The sequence below is a fragment of the Synechocystis sp. LKSZ1 genome, from assembly GCF_040436315.1.
GTDB lineage: Bacteria > Cyanobacteriota > Cyanobacteriia > Cyanobacteriales > Microcystaceae > Synechocystis.
The window spans coordinates 716,809-733,621 of sequence record NZ_AP031572.1 but is presented as its reverse complement, the minus strand read 5'-3'; the positions used below and the strand labels follow the sequence as shown (position 1 = coordinate 733,621).

15 protein-coding genes and 2 tRNA genes are annotated in these 16,813 nt (G+C 52.2%); 5 read left to right on the top strand and 12 right to left on the bottom strand.

What is annotated here, in order from left to right:
• The first annotated feature begins 49 nt into the window (after positions 1-49).
• The gene (locus tag ABXS88_RS03545; RefSeq protein ID WP_353673813.1) at positions 50-1,681 is read left to right on the top strand and encodes an adenylate/guanylate cyclase domain-containing protein; all 1,632 of its coding nucleotides are present in this window, start codon (positions 50-52) and stop codon (positions 1,679-1,681) included.
• A 43-nt stretch (positions 1,682-1,724) separates the two neighbouring features.
• On the top strand, positions 1,725-3,050 hold the full coding sequence (locus ABXS88_RS03540; protein WP_353673812.1) for a serine/threonine-protein kinase: 1,326 nt from the start codon (positions 1,725-1,727) through the stop codon (positions 3,048-3,050).
• Positions 3,051-3,059: 9 nt separating this feature from the next.
• Here the strand turns inward: ABXS88_RS03540 and ABXS88_RS03535 are convergent, their stop codons facing one another.
• Entirely contained in the window at positions 3,060-3,977 is a 918-nt protein-coding gene (locus tag ABXS88_RS03535; RefSeq protein WP_353673811.1) for a DUF3365 domain-containing protein, read from the bottom strand.
• A gap of 104 nt (positions 3,978-4,081) precedes the next feature.
• Between ABXS88_RS03535 and ABXS88_RS03530 the strand changes: the two genes are divergently transcribed.
• Positions 4,082-4,915 (top strand): PhnD/SsuA/transferrin family substrate-binding protein, encoded by an 834-nt coding sequence (locus ABXS88_RS03530; protein WP_353673810.1) that lies wholly within the window; start codon positions 4,082-4,084, stop codon positions 4,913-4,915.
• A gap of 46 nt (positions 4,916-4,961) precedes the next feature.
• Here the strand turns inward: ABXS88_RS03530 and ABXS88_RS03525 are convergent.
• From ABXS88_RS03525 to ABXS88_RS03495, 7 genes are all read right to left on the bottom strand, one after another.
• A tRNA-Leu gene (locus ABXS88_RS03525) sits at positions 4,962-5,044 on the bottom strand.
• Complete coding sequence (locus ABXS88_RS03520; protein WP_353673809.1) at positions 5,023-5,898, bottom strand: M48 family metallopeptidase; 876 nt, start codon at positions 5,896-5,898, stop codon at positions 5,023-5,025. Before ABXS88_RS03520 ends, ABXS88_RS03525 begins: the two co-directional genes overlap by 22 nt.
• 12 nt (positions 5,899-5,910) lie before the next feature.
• Positions 5,911-6,783 carry a 4-hydroxybenzoate solanesyltransferase gene (locus tag ABXS88_RS03515; RefSeq protein ID WP_353673808.1) on the bottom strand — a complete coding sequence of 291 codons (873 nt, stop codon included), beginning with the start codon at positions 6,781-6,783 and terminating at the stop codon, positions 5,911-5,913.
• Positions 6,784-6,833: 50 nt separating this feature from the next.
• Positions 6,834-7,526 carry a PHP domain-containing protein gene (locus tag ABXS88_RS03510; protein WP_353673807.1) on the bottom strand — a complete coding sequence of 231 codons (693 nt, stop codon included), beginning with the start codon at positions 7,524-7,526 and terminating at the stop codon, positions 6,834-6,836.
• 64 nt (positions 7,527-7,590) lie between these two features.
• On the bottom strand, positions 7,591-9,867 hold the full coding sequence (hypF, locus tag ABXS88_RS03505) for a carbamoyltransferase HypF (RefSeq protein ID WP_353673806.1): 2,277 nt from the start codon (positions 9,865-9,867) through the stop codon (positions 7,591-7,593).
• A 225-nt stretch (positions 9,868-10,092) separates the two neighbouring features.
• The gene (locus ABXS88_RS03500) at positions 10,093-10,377 is read right to left on the bottom strand and encodes a hypothetical protein (RefSeq protein ID WP_353673805.1); all 285 of its coding nucleotides are present in this window, start codon (positions 10,375-10,377) and stop codon (positions 10,093-10,095) included.
• 814 nt (positions 10,378-11,191) lie between these two features.
• Positions 11,192-11,264 (bottom strand) — tRNA-Ala (locus tag ABXS88_RS03495).
• A gap of 88 nt (positions 11,265-11,352) precedes the next feature.
• Between ABXS88_RS03495 and ABXS88_RS03490 the strand changes: the two genes are divergently transcribed.
• Positions 11,353-12,198, top strand: a complete 846-nt coding sequence (locus tag ABXS88_RS03490) for a rhodanese-related sulfurtransferase (RefSeq protein WP_353673804.1) — start codon at positions 11,353-11,355, stop codon at positions 12,196-12,198.
• Here ABXS88_RS03490 and nrdR read toward each other — a convergent pair.
• The gene (nrdR, locus tag ABXS88_RS03485; RefSeq protein WP_353673803.1) at positions 12,181-12,663 is read right to left on the bottom strand and encodes a transcriptional regulator NrdR; all 483 of its coding nucleotides are present in this window, start codon (positions 12,661-12,663) and stop codon (positions 12,181-12,183) included. The genes ABXS88_RS03490 and nrdR overlap by 18 nt on opposite strands.
• A gap of 126 nt (positions 12,664-12,789) precedes the next feature.
• A complete protein-coding gene (locus ABXS88_RS03480; protein WP_353673802.1) occupies positions 12,790-12,885 on the bottom strand; it encodes a photosystem II reaction center protein T in 96 nt (31 codons plus the stop codon).
• Positions 12,886-13,120: 235 nt separating this feature from the next.
• On the opposite strand from ABXS88_RS03480, the gene purF reads away from it, so the two are divergent.
• Entirely contained in the window at positions 13,121-14,605 is a 1,485-nt protein-coding gene (gene purF / locus ABXS88_RS03475; protein ID WP_353673801.1) for an amidophosphoribosyltransferase, read from the top strand.
• Here the strand turns inward: purF and ABXS88_RS03470 are convergent.
• Both ABXS88_RS03470 and ABXS88_RS03465 read right to left on the bottom strand, forming a co-directional pair.
• Positions 14,602-15,822, bottom strand: coding sequence for an ABC transporter permease (locus ABXS88_RS03470; protein WP_353673800.1), 1,221 nt, complete (start codon positions 15,820-15,822; stop codon positions 14,602-14,604). The genes purF and ABXS88_RS03470 overlap by 4 nt on opposite strands.
• 206 nt (positions 15,823-16,028) lie before the next feature.
• On the bottom strand, positions 16,029-16,808 hold the full coding sequence (locus tag ABXS88_RS03465; protein WP_353673799.1) for an SDR family NAD(P)-dependent oxidoreductase: 780 nt from the start codon (positions 16,806-16,808) through the stop codon (positions 16,029-16,031).
• Positions 16,809-16,813: the final 5 nt, after the last annotated feature.

The window sequence follows — 16,813 nt, the reverse complement described above, 5'->3', positions numbered from 1 at the left end:
AGTAGATTAGCCCTTGGACAACAGGGCCATTCGGGCCCCAGGAGTCACTATGATGCCATTTTTAGTCCAAGATCCCGACCAGCCTGTCCCGACTCTCCACTCCCTTCCCTTGGGTTGCAATACCATTGGACGCGAAATTGACAATAGCATTGTCATCGCGGATATCAGCCTCTCGCGTCACCATGCGGAACTCCATTTTGATGGCTCCCAGGCTATCTTAAAAGACCTCCATAGTCTGAATCACACCTTCGTTAATGACCAGCAGATTCAGGCTCAGGTGCTAGCTGACGGTGATCGTATCCGCTTCGGCCGGGTTCCGTGCCAATTTTGGCTAAATTTACCGGAAGCACTAGCTGCTTCAACTCCCACGACTCAAAACTGGTCGATTGTCAGTCGTCTGTCTCCTGGTACTGCTCCTCCAGTACTTCAGTCCCTCCTGAAGGACTCGCCCGAGACCACGTCAAGTACCATTCTTCGGTTACCAACCCAGAATGCGGAGCAACGAGCTGTCCAAAAACTGCAAATCCTCTTGGAAGTCAGCCACGAACTTTCGGTTCCCCAACCCCTGGGCCAACTGCTAGAGAAAATTCTAGACCTCCTGTTTCAAATTATGGCGGTGGATCGAGCTGTAATCCTCCTCCGTCATCCCCAGCATCAGACCCTAGAGGCCGCGGCCCTGAAATTTCGTCCTAGCCTAAAGGAAGAGGCCCACTTCTACAGCAAAACCATTGTGCAACTAGTGGAGGCTCAGGGAGATGCTGTTATTAGCACAGATGTGCCTCATGATGGACGTTTTCAATCCTCCCAGTCTATTTTGCAACAGGCCATCCAGGCCTCGATGTGTGTCCCCCTCAAGCCTCGGGCTGAGGTGATGGGGGTGCTGTACGTTGACAACCTCTCCCTCCGGGATGTCTACACCCAAGAGGACTTGGCCTTTTTAACTAGTTTGGCGAATCAAGCAGCCATTGCCATTGACAATACTCGACTCTACGAGCAAATCCAGTCCGAGGCCGTCCTCCGTAGTAAATTAGAGCGCTTTTTCCCCCCCTCTGTCCGTCAGAAATTACAGGAACGGGAAGAAAATTTATGGGAAATAGCCAGTACAGAAGTAACTATTCTTTTTGCAGATATTAGTAATTATACGGTACTCTCTTCCCAGCGGTCTCCCCAGGAAATTATCCGACTATTGAATGAGTACTTTGCGGTGATGGTAGAAGAAATTATTTTTCCCCACGAAGGTACTCTAGAAAAGTATGTTGGTGATGCTCTACTGGCCTGTTGGGGAGCGCCTTATCCCCAGGCAGATGATGCGGAGCGGGCCCTGCGAGCGGCCATTGCCATGCAACAGGCGGTGCAAAAACTCAACCAACGCTGGCGCATTGACTACGACCTCGAAATTGCTATCCACATTGGTCTCAATACCGGAACCGTAGCAGCCGGCAATATTGGCTCTCGACAACTGATCCAGTATGCTGTCATTGGTGATACCACCAATGTTAGTAGTCGGATCTGTAGTGCGGCCCAGGCCCATGAAATTCTGATCTCGGAGAGTACGGCGCGTAAACTGCCACCAGTTCTTTTGCCCCTAGAAGCCCTCCCCCCCACGCTGGTCAAGGGCAAAGCCGATCCCCTGCAACTGTATCGTGTTCCTTGGCAGAGCCTTGGAGGTCAAGCCGTTTGAGTAATCCTCACTATCATTAAAATAATCGTTCCCTCCCCCTGCCATGAGTCTTTGCATCAACCCCGGTTGTACTAGTCCAAATAACAGTAATACGCTTTTATTTTGCCAAGGTTGTGGCTCTGAATTATTAATTGATGGGCGCTATCGTACCACTCGTCAACTGGGAGGCGGGGGATTTAGTCGCACCTACGAAGTGGTGAGCTGTGGGCCAGAAACCAGTGGGCTGGAAAATCGGGTCAAAGTCCTCAAGGTCTTAACTCAGAATGTGCCCAAGTATGTTGAACTCTTTGAGCGCGAGGCCCAGGTGTTGGCCCAACTCAATCATCCGGGGATTCCTCGGGTGGACTTGGAGGATTTTTTTATCTATCGGCCGCAAGGTTCTGGCGAGGTGATGCACTGTTTGGTGATGGAGAAAATTGAAGGTCTGAACTTGTTGGAATATATCAGTCGGCGCGGCAAAGCCATTGAACAGAAGCGAGCCCTCCAGTGGCTGATCCAGTTGGCTAAAATTTTGCAAGAAGTCCATAAACATCAATTTTTCCACCGAGACATTAAGCCATCGAATGTCATGCTCCGGGCCAATGGCCAACTAGCCTTGATCGATTTTGGGGCCGTCCGACGGGTAACAGATACTTTTGTCTCTAAACAGGCCGAGGGCAAAGTGACGGGAGTGGTATCTGCCGGCTATACGCCACCAGAGCAGGTATACGGCAAGGCCATTCCCCAATCGGATTTTTTTGCCCTAGGTCGTACCTTTGTCTTTTTATTAACGGCCCAGGAACCGAGTGAATTCTATGATTCTGTCCAGGACTGCCTTCATTGGCGGGGAGCCGCCCCCGAAGTTTCGCCCCCATTAGCGGATTTCCTTGATCGCCTCATGGCCCGCTTACCCCATGAGCGGCCTAGAAATGCCACGGAGGTCCTACAGACCCTAACAACCCTCTACCGCTCTTTCTATCCCAGTACCCGCAGTGAATCCCCCGAAGCCAGGCCTTCTTCCGTAGAATCCTCTCCTTCCCCCCGAGCGGAACCCACTCAGCCCCTAGCATCAGTCCCTGCGTCAAACACGTTGCCTTCCCTACCCCCCTTACCGACCCCCGCTCCCTCTTCTCTGGCCAACATCCCCCCGACTCCGGCTCATACCGAAGCCATTTTGCCGCCGACAACGCTTCCCAGTTTGCCCCCAGCGGAATTCATTGCTCGCTGCCAGGAGACCCTAGCGGAATTTATTGGCCCGATGGCGGCCATTGTTTGTCAACGGGTTATGAGCCAAAATGTCCAACTGTCAGGGCCTGCCTTAGTGGAGCTATTGGCCCAAAAAATTCCCAACCCTGAGCATCGTCAGGCTTTTAAACAACGGTTGCTCTAACCCTCTAGTTCAGGAGGTCGTATCCTGGCTAGCATCAGGATTGAGCATTTCCATGGCCATCTGGAGACTGACCTTCATGCGATTAAGGGAAGCGGCCAAAATCCCGATTTCATCATGACTGGCCTGGGGAAATTCTCCACTCATGTCGCCCATACTAATCTGACGGGCTAACTGGGCCATAGCCTGCAAGGGATTGGTAACCGTCCACTTGAGGAAAAGATTGAGCACGACGAGGGCCACCACGAGGAAAAAGGTCACAATACCGATGGCCGTCCACTGTAAACTCCGGGCATCCTCAAAGACCTTGCTTGCGGGGACGGAAATCATCTGAGCACCAACAATTTCATTCAGCTTCCAACCAAATCCATACTGGTCGCCGTAGGTCGCCAGTTGACTTTTCGGCGCTGCGGAGGGCGTACTATGACAGCGCAGACAACTTTCCTTGGTCACGGCAAGGGGACGAGCAATATAGAAAATATCGCCACTCGGTAATGAGCGGAACCCTATCTTCTCCTTAAGGCTACTTTCCTGTTGGAAAGTTGTGACGACATCTGTTTCAAAGGTATCGGCTTTATCCCGTAGGTTAGTGGGGTTAAGGGTTGCCTCTTTGTAGAAGAAATCACTGTATTCCGGGCGCTTTCTCAATTCTTCAAAGACTTCCCGAGCGGAATAACCGGGTACCGTTTGGGGTAAAAACTGGCTTTCGGTTTCCAGGCGACTGGCTAACTCTGGATTAACTTGGGTACTGGTGTAATGGCGAACAGAACCCATGGTTTCAATCAAGAGTAGAGCCTTTTCTGTCACGATTCGCTCTGCATTTCGCTCTAACAGAAAGGATAAGAGCAGGCCAATGGCAATAATTGTGGTCAGAAAAATAGCAATTAAAAGTAGATTTAATTTAGCGGCAAGCTTAAAATTTCTTAACATTACTTGGCTCCTGCAAAGCCGGGGCTTCTAATTAAAAGTTATTGTAGACTAGCGAATCAAGGGGCCAAGCTTAAATTTTTATGATCTCCCTATCACGACGCTTTTTGTTGCTTTTACTGTGCACCTTCGCCCTCGGGGCCTGTCGCTCGGTGCCGAGTTCCCCGCCGGATAAACTGAGTATTGGGGTGGTTAATTTAGAGAGTAGTGACCGTCAACTAGAGCAGTACACAAAACTTAAAGATTACCTCAGTCAAAAACTCAATAGCCTGGTGGAGTTGGAGCCGACCTACAATGAAATTCAGGCCTTAACACAAATTCAAGCTCACCGTTGGGATCTTGTTTTTGCGCCGCCGGGGGTCGTGGCCCTGGCCATTGCCAAATCTCGCTACCGCCCCATTTTTGCCATGGAAGGGAGATTAGAGAATCGCTCGGTGCTCATTGTCCGCCAGGATAGTCCTATCCAAGTTCTCAAGGAACTCAATGGGAAAAAAGTCGCCTTTGGTCAGCCCGGTTCCGCGACGGGCTATTATCTACCGCTCTTCAATCTTTACGGGCTTACGCTCGCCGAAGCGGCCCTGGCGGATACCCCCAAAACCATTATGGGCTGGGTGGCCCAACAACGAGTGGACGCTGGGGCCCTATCCCAAGCGGAATTCAATCGCTACCGCACTGAGTTTCCCCAACAAAAATTTCGTATCTTGTACACCGATAACCACCCGGTTCCCAGTGGAGCCGTTTTACTTAGCCCTAATCTAGAAGCCAAACAACAGGCCGCATTAACCCAAGCCCTTGCCGACAATAGCCCCACTGTGGCCGCTTCTGCTGGCTATCTTCCCGAGGCCCCCGTTCCTAGCTACAGTTACTTGATTCAGGTGGTGGAGCGGGTTGCGCCCATCGCTCAGAAGATAAACCTCAAACCAGCGCCCCTCTACGAATAGGATAGGGTTGCCGTGAGAACTAGATACTTTGGTCTAAAGATTTCTATGGGCAGCGAGAGACTCGAACTCTCACGGGGGAACCCCGCCACATTTTGAGTGTGGTGCGTCTACCAATTTCGCCAGCCGCCCTTTATTTCAGTCTCTAGCTTATATTGTTTAGCGTCTCCTTGCAAGAGTTGATGGTAGGCCGGAGAACTAGCCCAGCGATCAATTTCTCGGGCCCGCAGAACCGGCACGGGATGGGTGAGTTGTTCCGTTTGCAGGGCCTTAAGCATGGCGCCTAATTCATCTTCCCCTAAGGCCTCGTAATCTCGGGCCTGCTCAATAAAGGCATCCAGGTTGAGCAATGGTGCCAGGGTGGGAGAGCCTCCCGCCAACTTCATCAAGACTGACATCACTATCCGGGGGTCTTGTACCGCCAGCAGGGCCGCCCGGTCACTGCTAAATTCAGCACAGCGGACCCATTCCAACATCTGGGATTGCAGAGACTGGGCCAAGGCCGTTCCCCAGGTCGGTAGTAGGCCGGCTGCTAGCACCATTAAATTCGCCAGGGTGAGATAGACCCCGTGCTCGCATTTTAGGTGGCCGAGTTCATGGGCCATCACCGCTTGAATTTCCTGGGGAGTCAGGAGGTCGATCAGCGCGGTATGTAGAACCATAAAGGGCTGTTTACCCCGCATGGCAAAGGTATAGGCATTGGGAACAGGATTTTGCTGGACGTAGAGTTGGGGCGGTTCTAAATCCAGAATGCGACAGGCCTCCAGTAGAAGTTCGTGGAGATGGGGGAGTTGTTTCTTACTGACCCGGACACTAGCAGCCAAATTATTGAGGGCAAAAAATTGTTCGGCCACATTGCCCAGTAGGCCTCTCACCAATACATCCATGCCCGGTAGTTGCTTCAGATTTTGGGTGGCCCGTTGGTCTAGGGGGTGACGAAAGTCATCGGCCCGGAGTCCAATTAATAATTTTGTTGTCGATACCATAATTTTTATCCTTTAAACCCAACCCAGGGTCATGCCGAGGAGTAAGCCAAAACCTAACCAGACATTTTCGCCAAAAATTTGCCCATAGACCGGAATTTCCAACCCAGGGGAACGCAGCCGCCAGCATTGCCAAAACCAACCCGCCCCCGCCAGGGCAAGGCTAACCCAATAGATAGGATTCAAAGCCAATAAAATGCCTAATTCTGTCAGGGCAGCGAGAGTACCCAGGTAGAACAAACCAATAGCCCAGATCACGCCATCGCCAAAGAAGAGAGCACTGGAGTTTACCCCAATGCGGCGGTCATCTTCTCGATCCGCCATGGCATAGACCGTATCAAACCCAAGCGTCCAAAGCACCGTTGCCAACCAGAGGAGCCAAGTCGGGGTTTCTAAACGGCCCGTCACCGCTGTCCAACTGATCAAAACCGCAAAGCCCCAGGCGAGGGATAGCACCAACTGGGGAACAGGAAAAACGCGCTTAGCCAGCGGATAACCAATAATCACCGGTACCGCCGCGACGCAGAGCCAAAAACTAAGGGCATTGAGGTACAGGGCCAGGCCCCCAGCACAAAGGAGAGAAACGAGGGCCACTCCTATTCCCACTTGCAGGGAAAGGCTACGGTCGGCCAAGGGGCGGGTTTTGGTGCGCTCTACCTGGGGATCAATATCCCTGTCCCAGAGATCGTTAACGACACAGCCCAGCGCACTGGTGGCCAAGGTTCCCAGAATAATCACCCCCACCAGGGGAAGAGGAGGATGGCCCTGGGCCGCCAGCACCACAGCCCAGAGGGCCGGAATCATTAGGATCAGACGACCGGCAGGTTTATGCCAGCGGAGTAGTCGCAGGATCGTTCGCCAGGTAGGTTCAGGGGAGGAAGCAATCATGACAGGCGTCGAGACGGGTTCACAGGAATCTGGGAGTAGCTTACCAGCCCCTAGAGACGGTAGAGAATACTTTCGCCGTGGCTATCGGTGCCGCAGGTACGGAACAGACCATAGAGGTCACTAAAATGACAAATTTCCTCCATCTGCGGAGGACTACTCTGCCAGGGCTTGGGATTGCCATAGGCGTAGTAGGCCTCGACCCCATCAATGCCGAGTTGGACGGCTAGGGGAATTAAACGACTGGCGGGCTGTCGATAGCGGGCCGGGTGGGCTAATACTACTAACCCGCCCGCCTGATGCAAGGCCTGAATCACTTTACTGGCCATTTCATCTCCCGGCTGGGGCCGTTCTCCTGTGAGGTAGGGGGCCAGGGCCGAGTGGGTAGGATCAAAGCCGTAACCCAGAATGTGGACTTCAGTACCGGCTAGATCACTGGTAATTTCTACCCCCGTCCAGAGGGTTAGGCTAGAGGACTCAGAACTATAGCTAAAAAAGGAATCGAGCCAGCGCTGGGCCCGTTGGTAGCCGAGAACAGAGTGGTGATCGGTAATGGCCAGGCCCGATAACCCTAGGCCGACAGCTTGTTCAATGAGTTGCTCTGGCTCCATTTGGCCATCGGAACAACGGGTATGGAGATGGAAATTGTAGTGGTAGGGGCAGCTATGAGGGCCTAGCTGTTGCCAAACGGCCTTCAGGTGTTGAGTGTCTTGTCCCTGAAATTGGGAAATTAAAGATACTGCCATAATTCCATCCCGATTACAAGTTCGGTTTGATATTTCCTACAATAACAAAACTTTACAATCTTGGTTATTGACCCTCCGGTGAGTGTTTTGCTAACGCAGGCCCTTGACGGTAATGCAGGGCCCAAAGTTGCCCCAGGGCCAAACCGCCATCATTAGGGGGAACGAGACGGGGCCAATAGACCTCAAAACCGGCCTGGCGTAGTCCAATAATACTCTGTTCTAGGAGGAAACGATTCTGAAAACAACCACCTCCCAGTACAATCTGGGGAGTTCTCTGGCTCTGGGCCACGGCCACCAGCATGGCAACAAGGGTGTGGTGGAAGCGAGTTGCTATCTCTGTTGCCGATACACCGCTCTGTAAATCCTGAAGGATCGCCCGTAGCATGGGCCGCCAGTGGATTAACTGGGAGTCTGTCCCTTCTAGGTCAAAGGGATAGGCTTCGCTAGGGAGGTCTTCCTCCACGGCGGCCGCCAGGGCCATGGCCGCTTGGCCCTCAAACGTAACGGTCTGACACAATCCCAACAGGGCCGAAACGCCGTCAAACAGACGACCGACGCTGGACGTGAGGGGGCAAAGATACGGTTGGATCTGTAAAGCATCCAAGTTTTTGAGGTCTTGGGTCGAAAAGGCCTGGGCCAGACTCGTGGGGAAGTCTTGACCAGAACATAGGGCCAAAGCAATGCGGCGGGGATCTTTAATGGCCTGCTCACCACCGAGGAGCGGGAAGGGAGCCAGATGGGCGACCCGTTGCCAACTAGAATTCTTAAGACGTAGGAATTCGCCGCCCCAGATCGTGCCATCGAGGCCATAGCCCGTACCATCCCAGGTGACTGCCAGGACGGGAGGGGCCAGGTGATGTTCGGCCATCACTGCCAAGGCGTGAGCGTAGTGATGCTGGACGGCTAATTTCGGCTGGGGACAACGCGCCGCATACTGGGTCGAGAGGTAGTCGGGATGGCCGTCATGGACAATCACTTGGGGCTGAAAGTCGTAGAGTTGGGCCAGACTGGTCAGGGTATTTTCAAAGGTTTGGTAGCTAGCTGGCGTGTCTAAATCGCCAATGTGCTGGCTGAGGTAGGCCTGATTGCCCATGGCAATGGCCAGCGTATTTTTTAACTGGCCCCCGACGGCAAGGGTGGGGGAGGGCAAGGCCTGGGGTAAGGTCAGGGGCAGGGGCGCATAACCCCGAGACCGACGAATCATCAAGGGCTGGCCCTGAATTACCCGCACAACCGAATCATCAACGGGGCGGACAATAGGCCGATTATGAACCAGGAAAAGATCCGCAATGGCCGAGAGGCGCTGGAGGGCCTCAGCATTCTCAATACAGATCGGCTCACCGGCCACGTTGCCACTGGTGGCTACCACTGGCCCACCGTAATCCTTTAACAACAGGTGATGGAGGGGCGTACAGGGCAGCATGGCCCCCAACTCCGGATTATTCGGGGCCAGGGAAGGGGCCAGAGAAAAGTTCGATTTTTTGCGGAGCAGGACAATGGGGGCGGCGGGGGAGGTTAATAAATCCGCTTCTTCTTGGCCGACATCACAGTCCTCAGCAATTTGGTTGAGTTGAGGATACATGACCGCCAAAGGTTTAGCGGGCCGATGTTTCCGTTGTCGCAGACGCTGTACGGCTCCTTCTTGATGGGCATCAACCCAGAGTTGAAAACCACCCAAGCCTTTAATGGCAACAATTTTGCCTGCTTGGAGAGCCTCGAGGGTTTTAGTCAAAGCTTCCTGCTTCTGAGCGATGACTTGGCCCGTTGTGTCCCAAAGCTCAATCTGGGGGCCACAGGCCGGACAGGCATTGGGTTGGGCATGGAAACGACGATTACCCGGATCACGGTATTCTTGCTCACAGGCCGGGCAGAGAGGAAAAGCTCGCATACTGGTGGCCCCCCGGTCGTAGGGTAGGCCCTCAATGATGCTGTAACGGGGCCCACAGTGGGTGCAATTGGTGAAGGGATAGCGATAGCGGCGATTCTGGGGATCAAAAATATCGACGAGACAGGCTGGACAAGTTGCCAAGTCCGGCAGGATCGTCGCGGTTTTAGGGCCAGGGACACTGGCCCGAATCTCGAATTGAGTAAAGTGAACCAGAGGATAGGTTTCAATTTCCCAGTCTTCAATCTGGCCAGGGGGCGGCAATTGAGTTCGCAAACGCTCTAAAAATTCTGCCAAAATCAGAGCATCTGCTTCCAGGCTGAGGACGGCTCCTCGCGATGAATTTTGAACCCAACCGTTGACGCCAAGTCCCTTGGCCAGACGATAGGCAAAAGGGCGGAATCCAACGCCCTGCACTTTGCCTTGGACGGTAACTCGCAGGTGTTGAGCCGTCATTGGAATACCAATCAGCTCCCTCTGAGCGTATAGAGCCAGTTTATGCAGCACTGTCCGTAATCAAGCATCTAAGTTAGAACTCAGGTAATTGATTACGGCTCGGTTCTGAGGCGATTGCTCACAAAGTTTATACCGGCCAGTCCCCCAGGATTGAGGGATTTAGGGGGCTTGAAAACGGTACTTTTTTAGAAATCGCCGGAGTTAGGAATCAAGAGAATATGCTTTCTACAGGTCAAGATACTGTCTTAACTCCTGCTCTGACTTAATCTGACTCCAATCAATGTCGGTTGCTTGGAGGAGCGCAATGGCCACAGAGATGAGGTGCTGGGGGAAAACACGCTCACTCGGAGGAACAGGGGTTGTGTTATTACTCCGAACTTCGTAGGCCGTATTCCCCAGCCATTCCTTTTGGCTCTGGGGAATTTTGATGTTGATGCTTACGAGCTTCTCCGCTTTTTTGCCGGCTGCTCGGGGGGAAGTTGAGGAACTGTCTGAGATATTAGGTGCCATTGGTATTTATGGGGGGACGTACTGTCCGTAATATTACTGAAGTTTTACGATAGTTTCAAGGGGTCGTCTCAACAAGAGTTAACTATATTCTATGAGTTATTTTTTATCAATAAGTTATTTTTTATTAGTGACATGCTTCGATCACCAGAGAGGATGGGGGAACAGGGATAAAGCAAACTCCTATAAGGCCTGGATATCCACAGAAATTTTTGATACGGCCGATAGACAAGAGCTTTTCTTGCCTCGCTTAGAGAGACGCTCTAAACCAACCCTCGTCAAGCTTCATTGAATTAGCCTTATTTTGTTACCACCATCTTTACTATTCAGGCCCATTTTTCATCTTAACGGCTAGAATGTTCATCTGCTCAATCAGGAATGTAGTTTGCATTCGTATTGAGCAACCGCATCTATCTTTGTTGAAGATCTCTTAACTTTGATCAAATTCTGGGTTCCTTAGTACCTATTTCTAGGTAGCGGGGGACATACAAAGCACCTAACTTAGACTTTAGAGGCGATAGGCAACATTCTTTGAAACCCCTGTGAGATAAGAATTTTAGTTAAAAATACGGAGATACATAAAAACTTTGTATAGCTTGAACTCTATCAACTTTATAGATGGACGCTGGGCGCTAGCCTCTCTTGATAAAAAACATCAGACCATTGCGGGTTGGCCATGACTCGGCGAAACGAGCAACAGATTGATAATTGATATAGGACACAAGCTGGCAACGGCACAGACAGAAAGGCTGAGATACAGTCTATGTCTGTACAGAGCTTCTGACTATCAAGCTTTAGAAAACTTGTATTTACTTGATGGAGGTAAGCGGACTCGAACCGCTGACATCCTGCTTGCAAAGCAGGCGCTCTACCAACTGAGCTATACCCCCTTATTTAGGTAGTCGGAATTATCAAGTGAATTCAGACCTTAGGTATTATAACCACAGGCCTAAACAATGAGCAAGTTTTTTGACAACGATGACCTACCTAGTGTCTACCTTTTATAAATTTGTACCGCTCACCCATCTAGAGGAACGGCAAGCACGTTGGCTTTCCCTGGGAAATCAACATCAGTTGCGTGGCACCATTCTTCTAGCCAAAGAAGGAATCAATGCCACCCTAAGCGGCTCGGTCGAGGCGGTGCGAGGCCTGATCGATGAGATTCAGCAAGACGTTGAAATCGGCTCCCTGGTGGTGAAGGAATCCTGGAGTCAGGACTGGCCCTTTGGTCGTTTTAAGATCAAACTCAAACAAGAAATTGTTACCCTGGGTCACCCCGAGATTAGTCCGATTCATCAGGTGGGTACATATGTCCCTCCTCAGGACTGGAATCAATTGCTGCAAGATCCCGATGTGACCGTCATTGATACCCGCAATTTCTACGAAGTGGCCATTGGCACCTTTCAAGGGGCCATTAATCCCCAGACCCGTTCCTTTCGAGAATTTCCGGCCTATGTTCAGGGCCAGCTAGACCCTCAACAACACCGTAAGGTCGCGATGTTTTGTACGGGCGGCATTCGCTGTGAGAAGGCCACTGCGTTGCTGTTGAGTCAAGGTTTTTCCGAGGTTTATCATCTCCAGGGCGGAATTCTCAATTACCTCGCCGAAGTTCCTCCAGAAGAGAGTCTTTGGCAGGGCGAGTGCTTTGTCTTTGATCAGCGGGTATCGCTACAAGAGGGATTGGCCGAGGGCCATTACCAAATGTGTCCGGCCTGCGGCCATCCGCTGTCCCGAGAAAATCCTGATACTGCAACAGGTCTGGCTGCAATCAAGTGTCCCCATTGCGGACAAGGGCCTTGGCCAGAATTAGCCGTGGGGCAGTAGGGATGAGGGTTCAAGGCCCCGTTGCATGGCATGGAGCGTTTCAACAAAATCGGTAATCCCCTGGAAACGCCCATAGACCGAAGCGAAACGGATATAGGCCACTTCATTTTCCTGGCGCAGATATTTAAGCACTAGTTGGCCAATGGCCTCACTACTGACTTCTCGTTTGGTTTGTTGTTGAATTTCTGCTTCAATGTCTTCAACGAGGGTTTCGATCCGTTGCAATGATACCCCAGTTTTTTCACAGGCCCGGACAATCCCCCTCAGGAGTTTAGAGCGGTCGAAGGACTCCCGCTTGCCATCCTGTTTAATCACGGTGATGGGAACAAATTCAACTCGTTCGTAGGTGGTGAACCGGTGCTTGCAAATGAGGCATTCTCGACGACGGCGGATACTCTGGCCCGCTTCACTCGAGCGGGATTCTAGCACGCGGCTGTTGTGATGTTGGCAGTAGGGGCATTGCATGGCGAAACGGAACCACTCGGATAGCGAAAAAGAGCTATCCTCGCCATCTTAACCGGTTTGCAACAAACAAGTTAGAATCGGAGCCAGCTCAGGTCTCAAAAATGAGTTTGATGAGTAAGGGGAGAATTACTTTTGAATGCGGGGTGGTTCCCGGAAGGCAATGGCAAAAAAGAGTACCGCCAGGGCCATGGTAACGACCAAGATATAGGCAACGCTTTCCATAACTTATAAATTTCCTAAAAAAATATATCCTACCTAACTAATCTACCGAGTCCCCTTTCCCCTGGCAAGCTCCCCCCTAAAATTCTCCAGCGCCGTTCGCGTTTGTTGCTAAGATTGGTTAAAGAAATGTTAAGAAAAATTTCCCTAGCTTTCCTCCCGCCCTCGATTTTATCCTGGTCGTGGCTGCTGTCGTTCTGCCTCTAGCGCATTTATTCCTTGAAGGAGTTACCCCGGAATGTTTGTCCCTCTGCCCCTGTCCCTGACAAACCCATCGCTGGAGTCTGCCAGCCTGGATAAACCCGAGGAGGCCTGCGGGGTCTTTGGGATTTACGCCCCAGCGGAAGAGGTCGCTAAGTTAACCTATTTCGGCCTCTACGCCCTCCAACACCGGGGCCAAGAGTCGGCCGGGATCGCCACCTTTAATCAGGGACAGATCCACTGCCATAAGGATATGGGCCTGGTTTCCCAGGTATTTAAGGAATCAATTCTCCAGGATCTGGTCGGCCAACTGGCGGTAGGCCATACCCGTTATTCCACCACCGGCTCTAGCCATCGCGTCAATGCTCAGCCAGCGGTACTCTCCACCCGCCTCGGGCCCCTGGCCCTGGCCCACAATGGCAACTTGGTCAACACCGTCCAGTTACGGGAAGAGCTGGTGCGTCGAGGCTGTGATGATTTTGTTACCACGACGGATTCAGAAATGATTGCCGTAGCCATTGCCAATGAAGTTGATCAAGGAAAAGATTGGCGGGCGGCGGCCATCAGTGCGTTTCAACTGTGTTCCGGGGCCTATAGTTTAGTGATTGGAACCCCTGACGGATTAATGGGCGTGCGCGATCCCCACGGCATCCGACCGCTAGTCATCGGTGAACTTGAAGAAGACGGAGAACCAACGCGCTACGTTTTGGCCTCAGAAACCTGTGCTTTGGATATCATTGGGGCCAATTATCTGCGGGATGTGGCTCCCGGGGAACTGGTGTGGATTACAGAAAGTGGCCTGGAATCTCAACGCTGGGCGGAGGAGCCGGCGAAAAAGCTCTGCGTTTTTGAGATGATCTACTTCGCCCGCCCCGATAGCGTGATGCACGGTGAAAGTCTTTATAGTTACCGGATGCGCATTGGGCAACAATTGGCCCGAGAGTCGAAGGTAGATGCTGATATTGTCATGGGGGTTCCGGATTCGGGCATTCCGGCGGCCATCGGCTTCTCTCAGGTGTCGGGTATTCCCTACGCCGAGGGCCTAATTAAAAATCGCTACGTGGGCCGGACCTTTATTCAACCCACCCAACACATGCGGGAATCGGGCATTCGCATGAAACTCAATCCCCTCCGGGATGTCCTCCAGGGCAAACGGGTGATTATTGTCGATGATTCCATTGTGCGGGGCACCACCAGCCGTAAAATTGTGCGGGCCCTGAGGACGGCGGGGGCCACAGAAGTGCATATGCGCATTTCGTCACCGCCCGTGACCCATCCCTGCTTCTACGGCATTGATACCGATAACCAGAGCCAGTTGATCGCGGCCAAAATGACTGTGGAGGAAATTGCAGCTCAGATTGAAGTGGATTCCTTGGCTTACCTGAGCCAACTCGGCATGTTAAAGGCCACCGGAGAAGATATCGAACATTTCTGCTCGGCCTGCTTCAATGGCCATTATCCAATTGCCGTTCCCGACCATCTGAAACGGGCCAAGTTGATCCTAGAAAAGACCCCCGTCTAGGCGGTACGCAGGGCTACAATCGGGTCGAGGGTCGCGGCCCGGTGGGCAGGAAAAACACCAAAAAAGAGACCAATGCCCCCGGAAATCCCCAGGGAAATGAAAATGGCCCCGGGGGCCACCACAGCAGTCAAGGGAGATACCAGGCCAACAATCCAGACAATACCGGAACCAATCACCACACCAATAATGCCACCCGCGGCGGAGACAATCACCGCTTCAATTAAAAATTGACTGAGAATATCATTTTTACCGGCCCCGATGGCTTTGCGCAGGCCAATTTCTTGGGTGCGTTCCGTCACCGACACCAGCATGATATTCATCACCCCAATCCCACCAACGATCAAGGAAATACCGGCAATAAAAGCCAGCATGACCGTCAGTCCCCCGGTGATCGTGCCGACGATTTCCAGCATTTGCTTAGCTGTTGAAACCCCAAAATCATCTTCGCCATTTTGGATGTTATGGCGCAGACGGAGCAGATTTTCTATCTGGAATTGGGCCGCTTGAATACTCTCTGGTTCCTTTGCCTTAACGTTGATCCAACTCAATTCGATGCCGTAGGGCGAGGTTTTGCCGATCACCTGGCTGACCATGGTATCGAGGGGAATAAAGATCGATTCATCCTGATTACTGCCCAGAAACGAGCCCTTGCTTTCCATCACGCCAATAATTTCAAAGCTGATGTTTTTAATGCGAATTTGTTGGCCAATGGGATGTTGAGTCTTAAAGAAGCGGTCAGCAATTTCTGTGCCAATCACCGCCACCCGCTTAGCCCGCTCTAGGTCCAAAGGATTAATAAACCGGCCCTGATCGACATAAAAACTCCGAATGCGTTGATACTCCGGTGTGGTGCCGATCACCATGGCATTGGTATTGATGTTGCGGTAGGACACTAGCAAACGGCGGTTAATTTCCGGGGCCACCCCATCGACGGTTGGCACTTGGGCCGCAATGGCCTCGGCATCGCTCAACACTAGCGTCCGGGGCAAGTCAAAGGTGGCATTTCGGGCCCGGCGAGAACCAGGCAGCACAAACATGACGTTCGGGCCGAGGTCGGAGAGTTTATCCGTCGCTAACTGTTGGGCCCCTTGACCAATACCGATCATGGCGACGACGGAGGCATTGCCGATGATAATCCCCAGCATGGTCAGGGTGCTCCGTAGTTTGTTGGCCATCAGCATGGAGACGGCCATTTTGAGACTTTCTTGAAATTCCATAGGGGGGTTAAGGATTGAGGGCCGATAATACCAATCCTCCAAGTTAGATTTCCCGCTCTTTCCCTCTCCGCCTCTGGCACCTCCCCTTGTGAAGGGGAGAACGGGTGGGGTCAGTGGTGTCGTCAGGTATGAGAGATTGGATATAACATCTATTCTGCCCGCGCCCAGGGCCAGTTCGCTAGCTCTCTTCGTCTCAACCGAAAAGGCTACCAAGGCAGACGGGAACCATCCCAGGACAGAAACGAGCCACTATCGGCCGGAGTCAGCGGAGCCAGAACCTGAATCAGTTGAGCAACGGTGCGCTCCACAGCAAACAGCTTTTCAGGAGGCACATTTTTTTGAAAGGGCCGGGACAATGCCGTTGCCGTTGTTCCGGGATGGAGCAGAACGATTACCACCTGGGGGGCCACCCGCTGGTATTCAATGGCCGTCGTGCGTAAAAACATATTCAGGGCGGCCTTCGAGGCCCGGTAGCCGTACCATCCCCCCAAGGCATTATCACCAATACTGCCGACCTTGGCGGAAAGGGTAGCAAAGAGGCTCGGTTCCCCATGGCGTAGAAGGGGCAGGAGGTACTTGGCTAGCAGGACAGGGCCAATGCTATTGACCGAAAAGTAACGTTGCAAATTTTCCCCATTGAGGTGACGCAGGCTTTTTTCGGGTTGTAGGTGCTCGTCATGGAGCAGACCCACACAATTAATAACGCCATGCAAGGCCGGTAGAGAATGTAGGTTTGCCGCTAAATCCGCGATCTGGGTTTCCTGCGTAATATCCAAGGGCCAACATTGGAGATGCTGGGGAAACTGGGCCTGGAGTTCGGCCAGGGCCGGACTCCAACGTCGATAGGTGGCCACCAACTGGTTCGAGCTTTGAAGGAAATGAGGTTGGGCTAACAGATAACGTACAAAGCCCAGGCCAATTCCCCCAGAGGCCCCGACTACCAGATAATTTTGAGGGGTTGCAGTCTCGCTAAAAAATTCACTCACTAAAC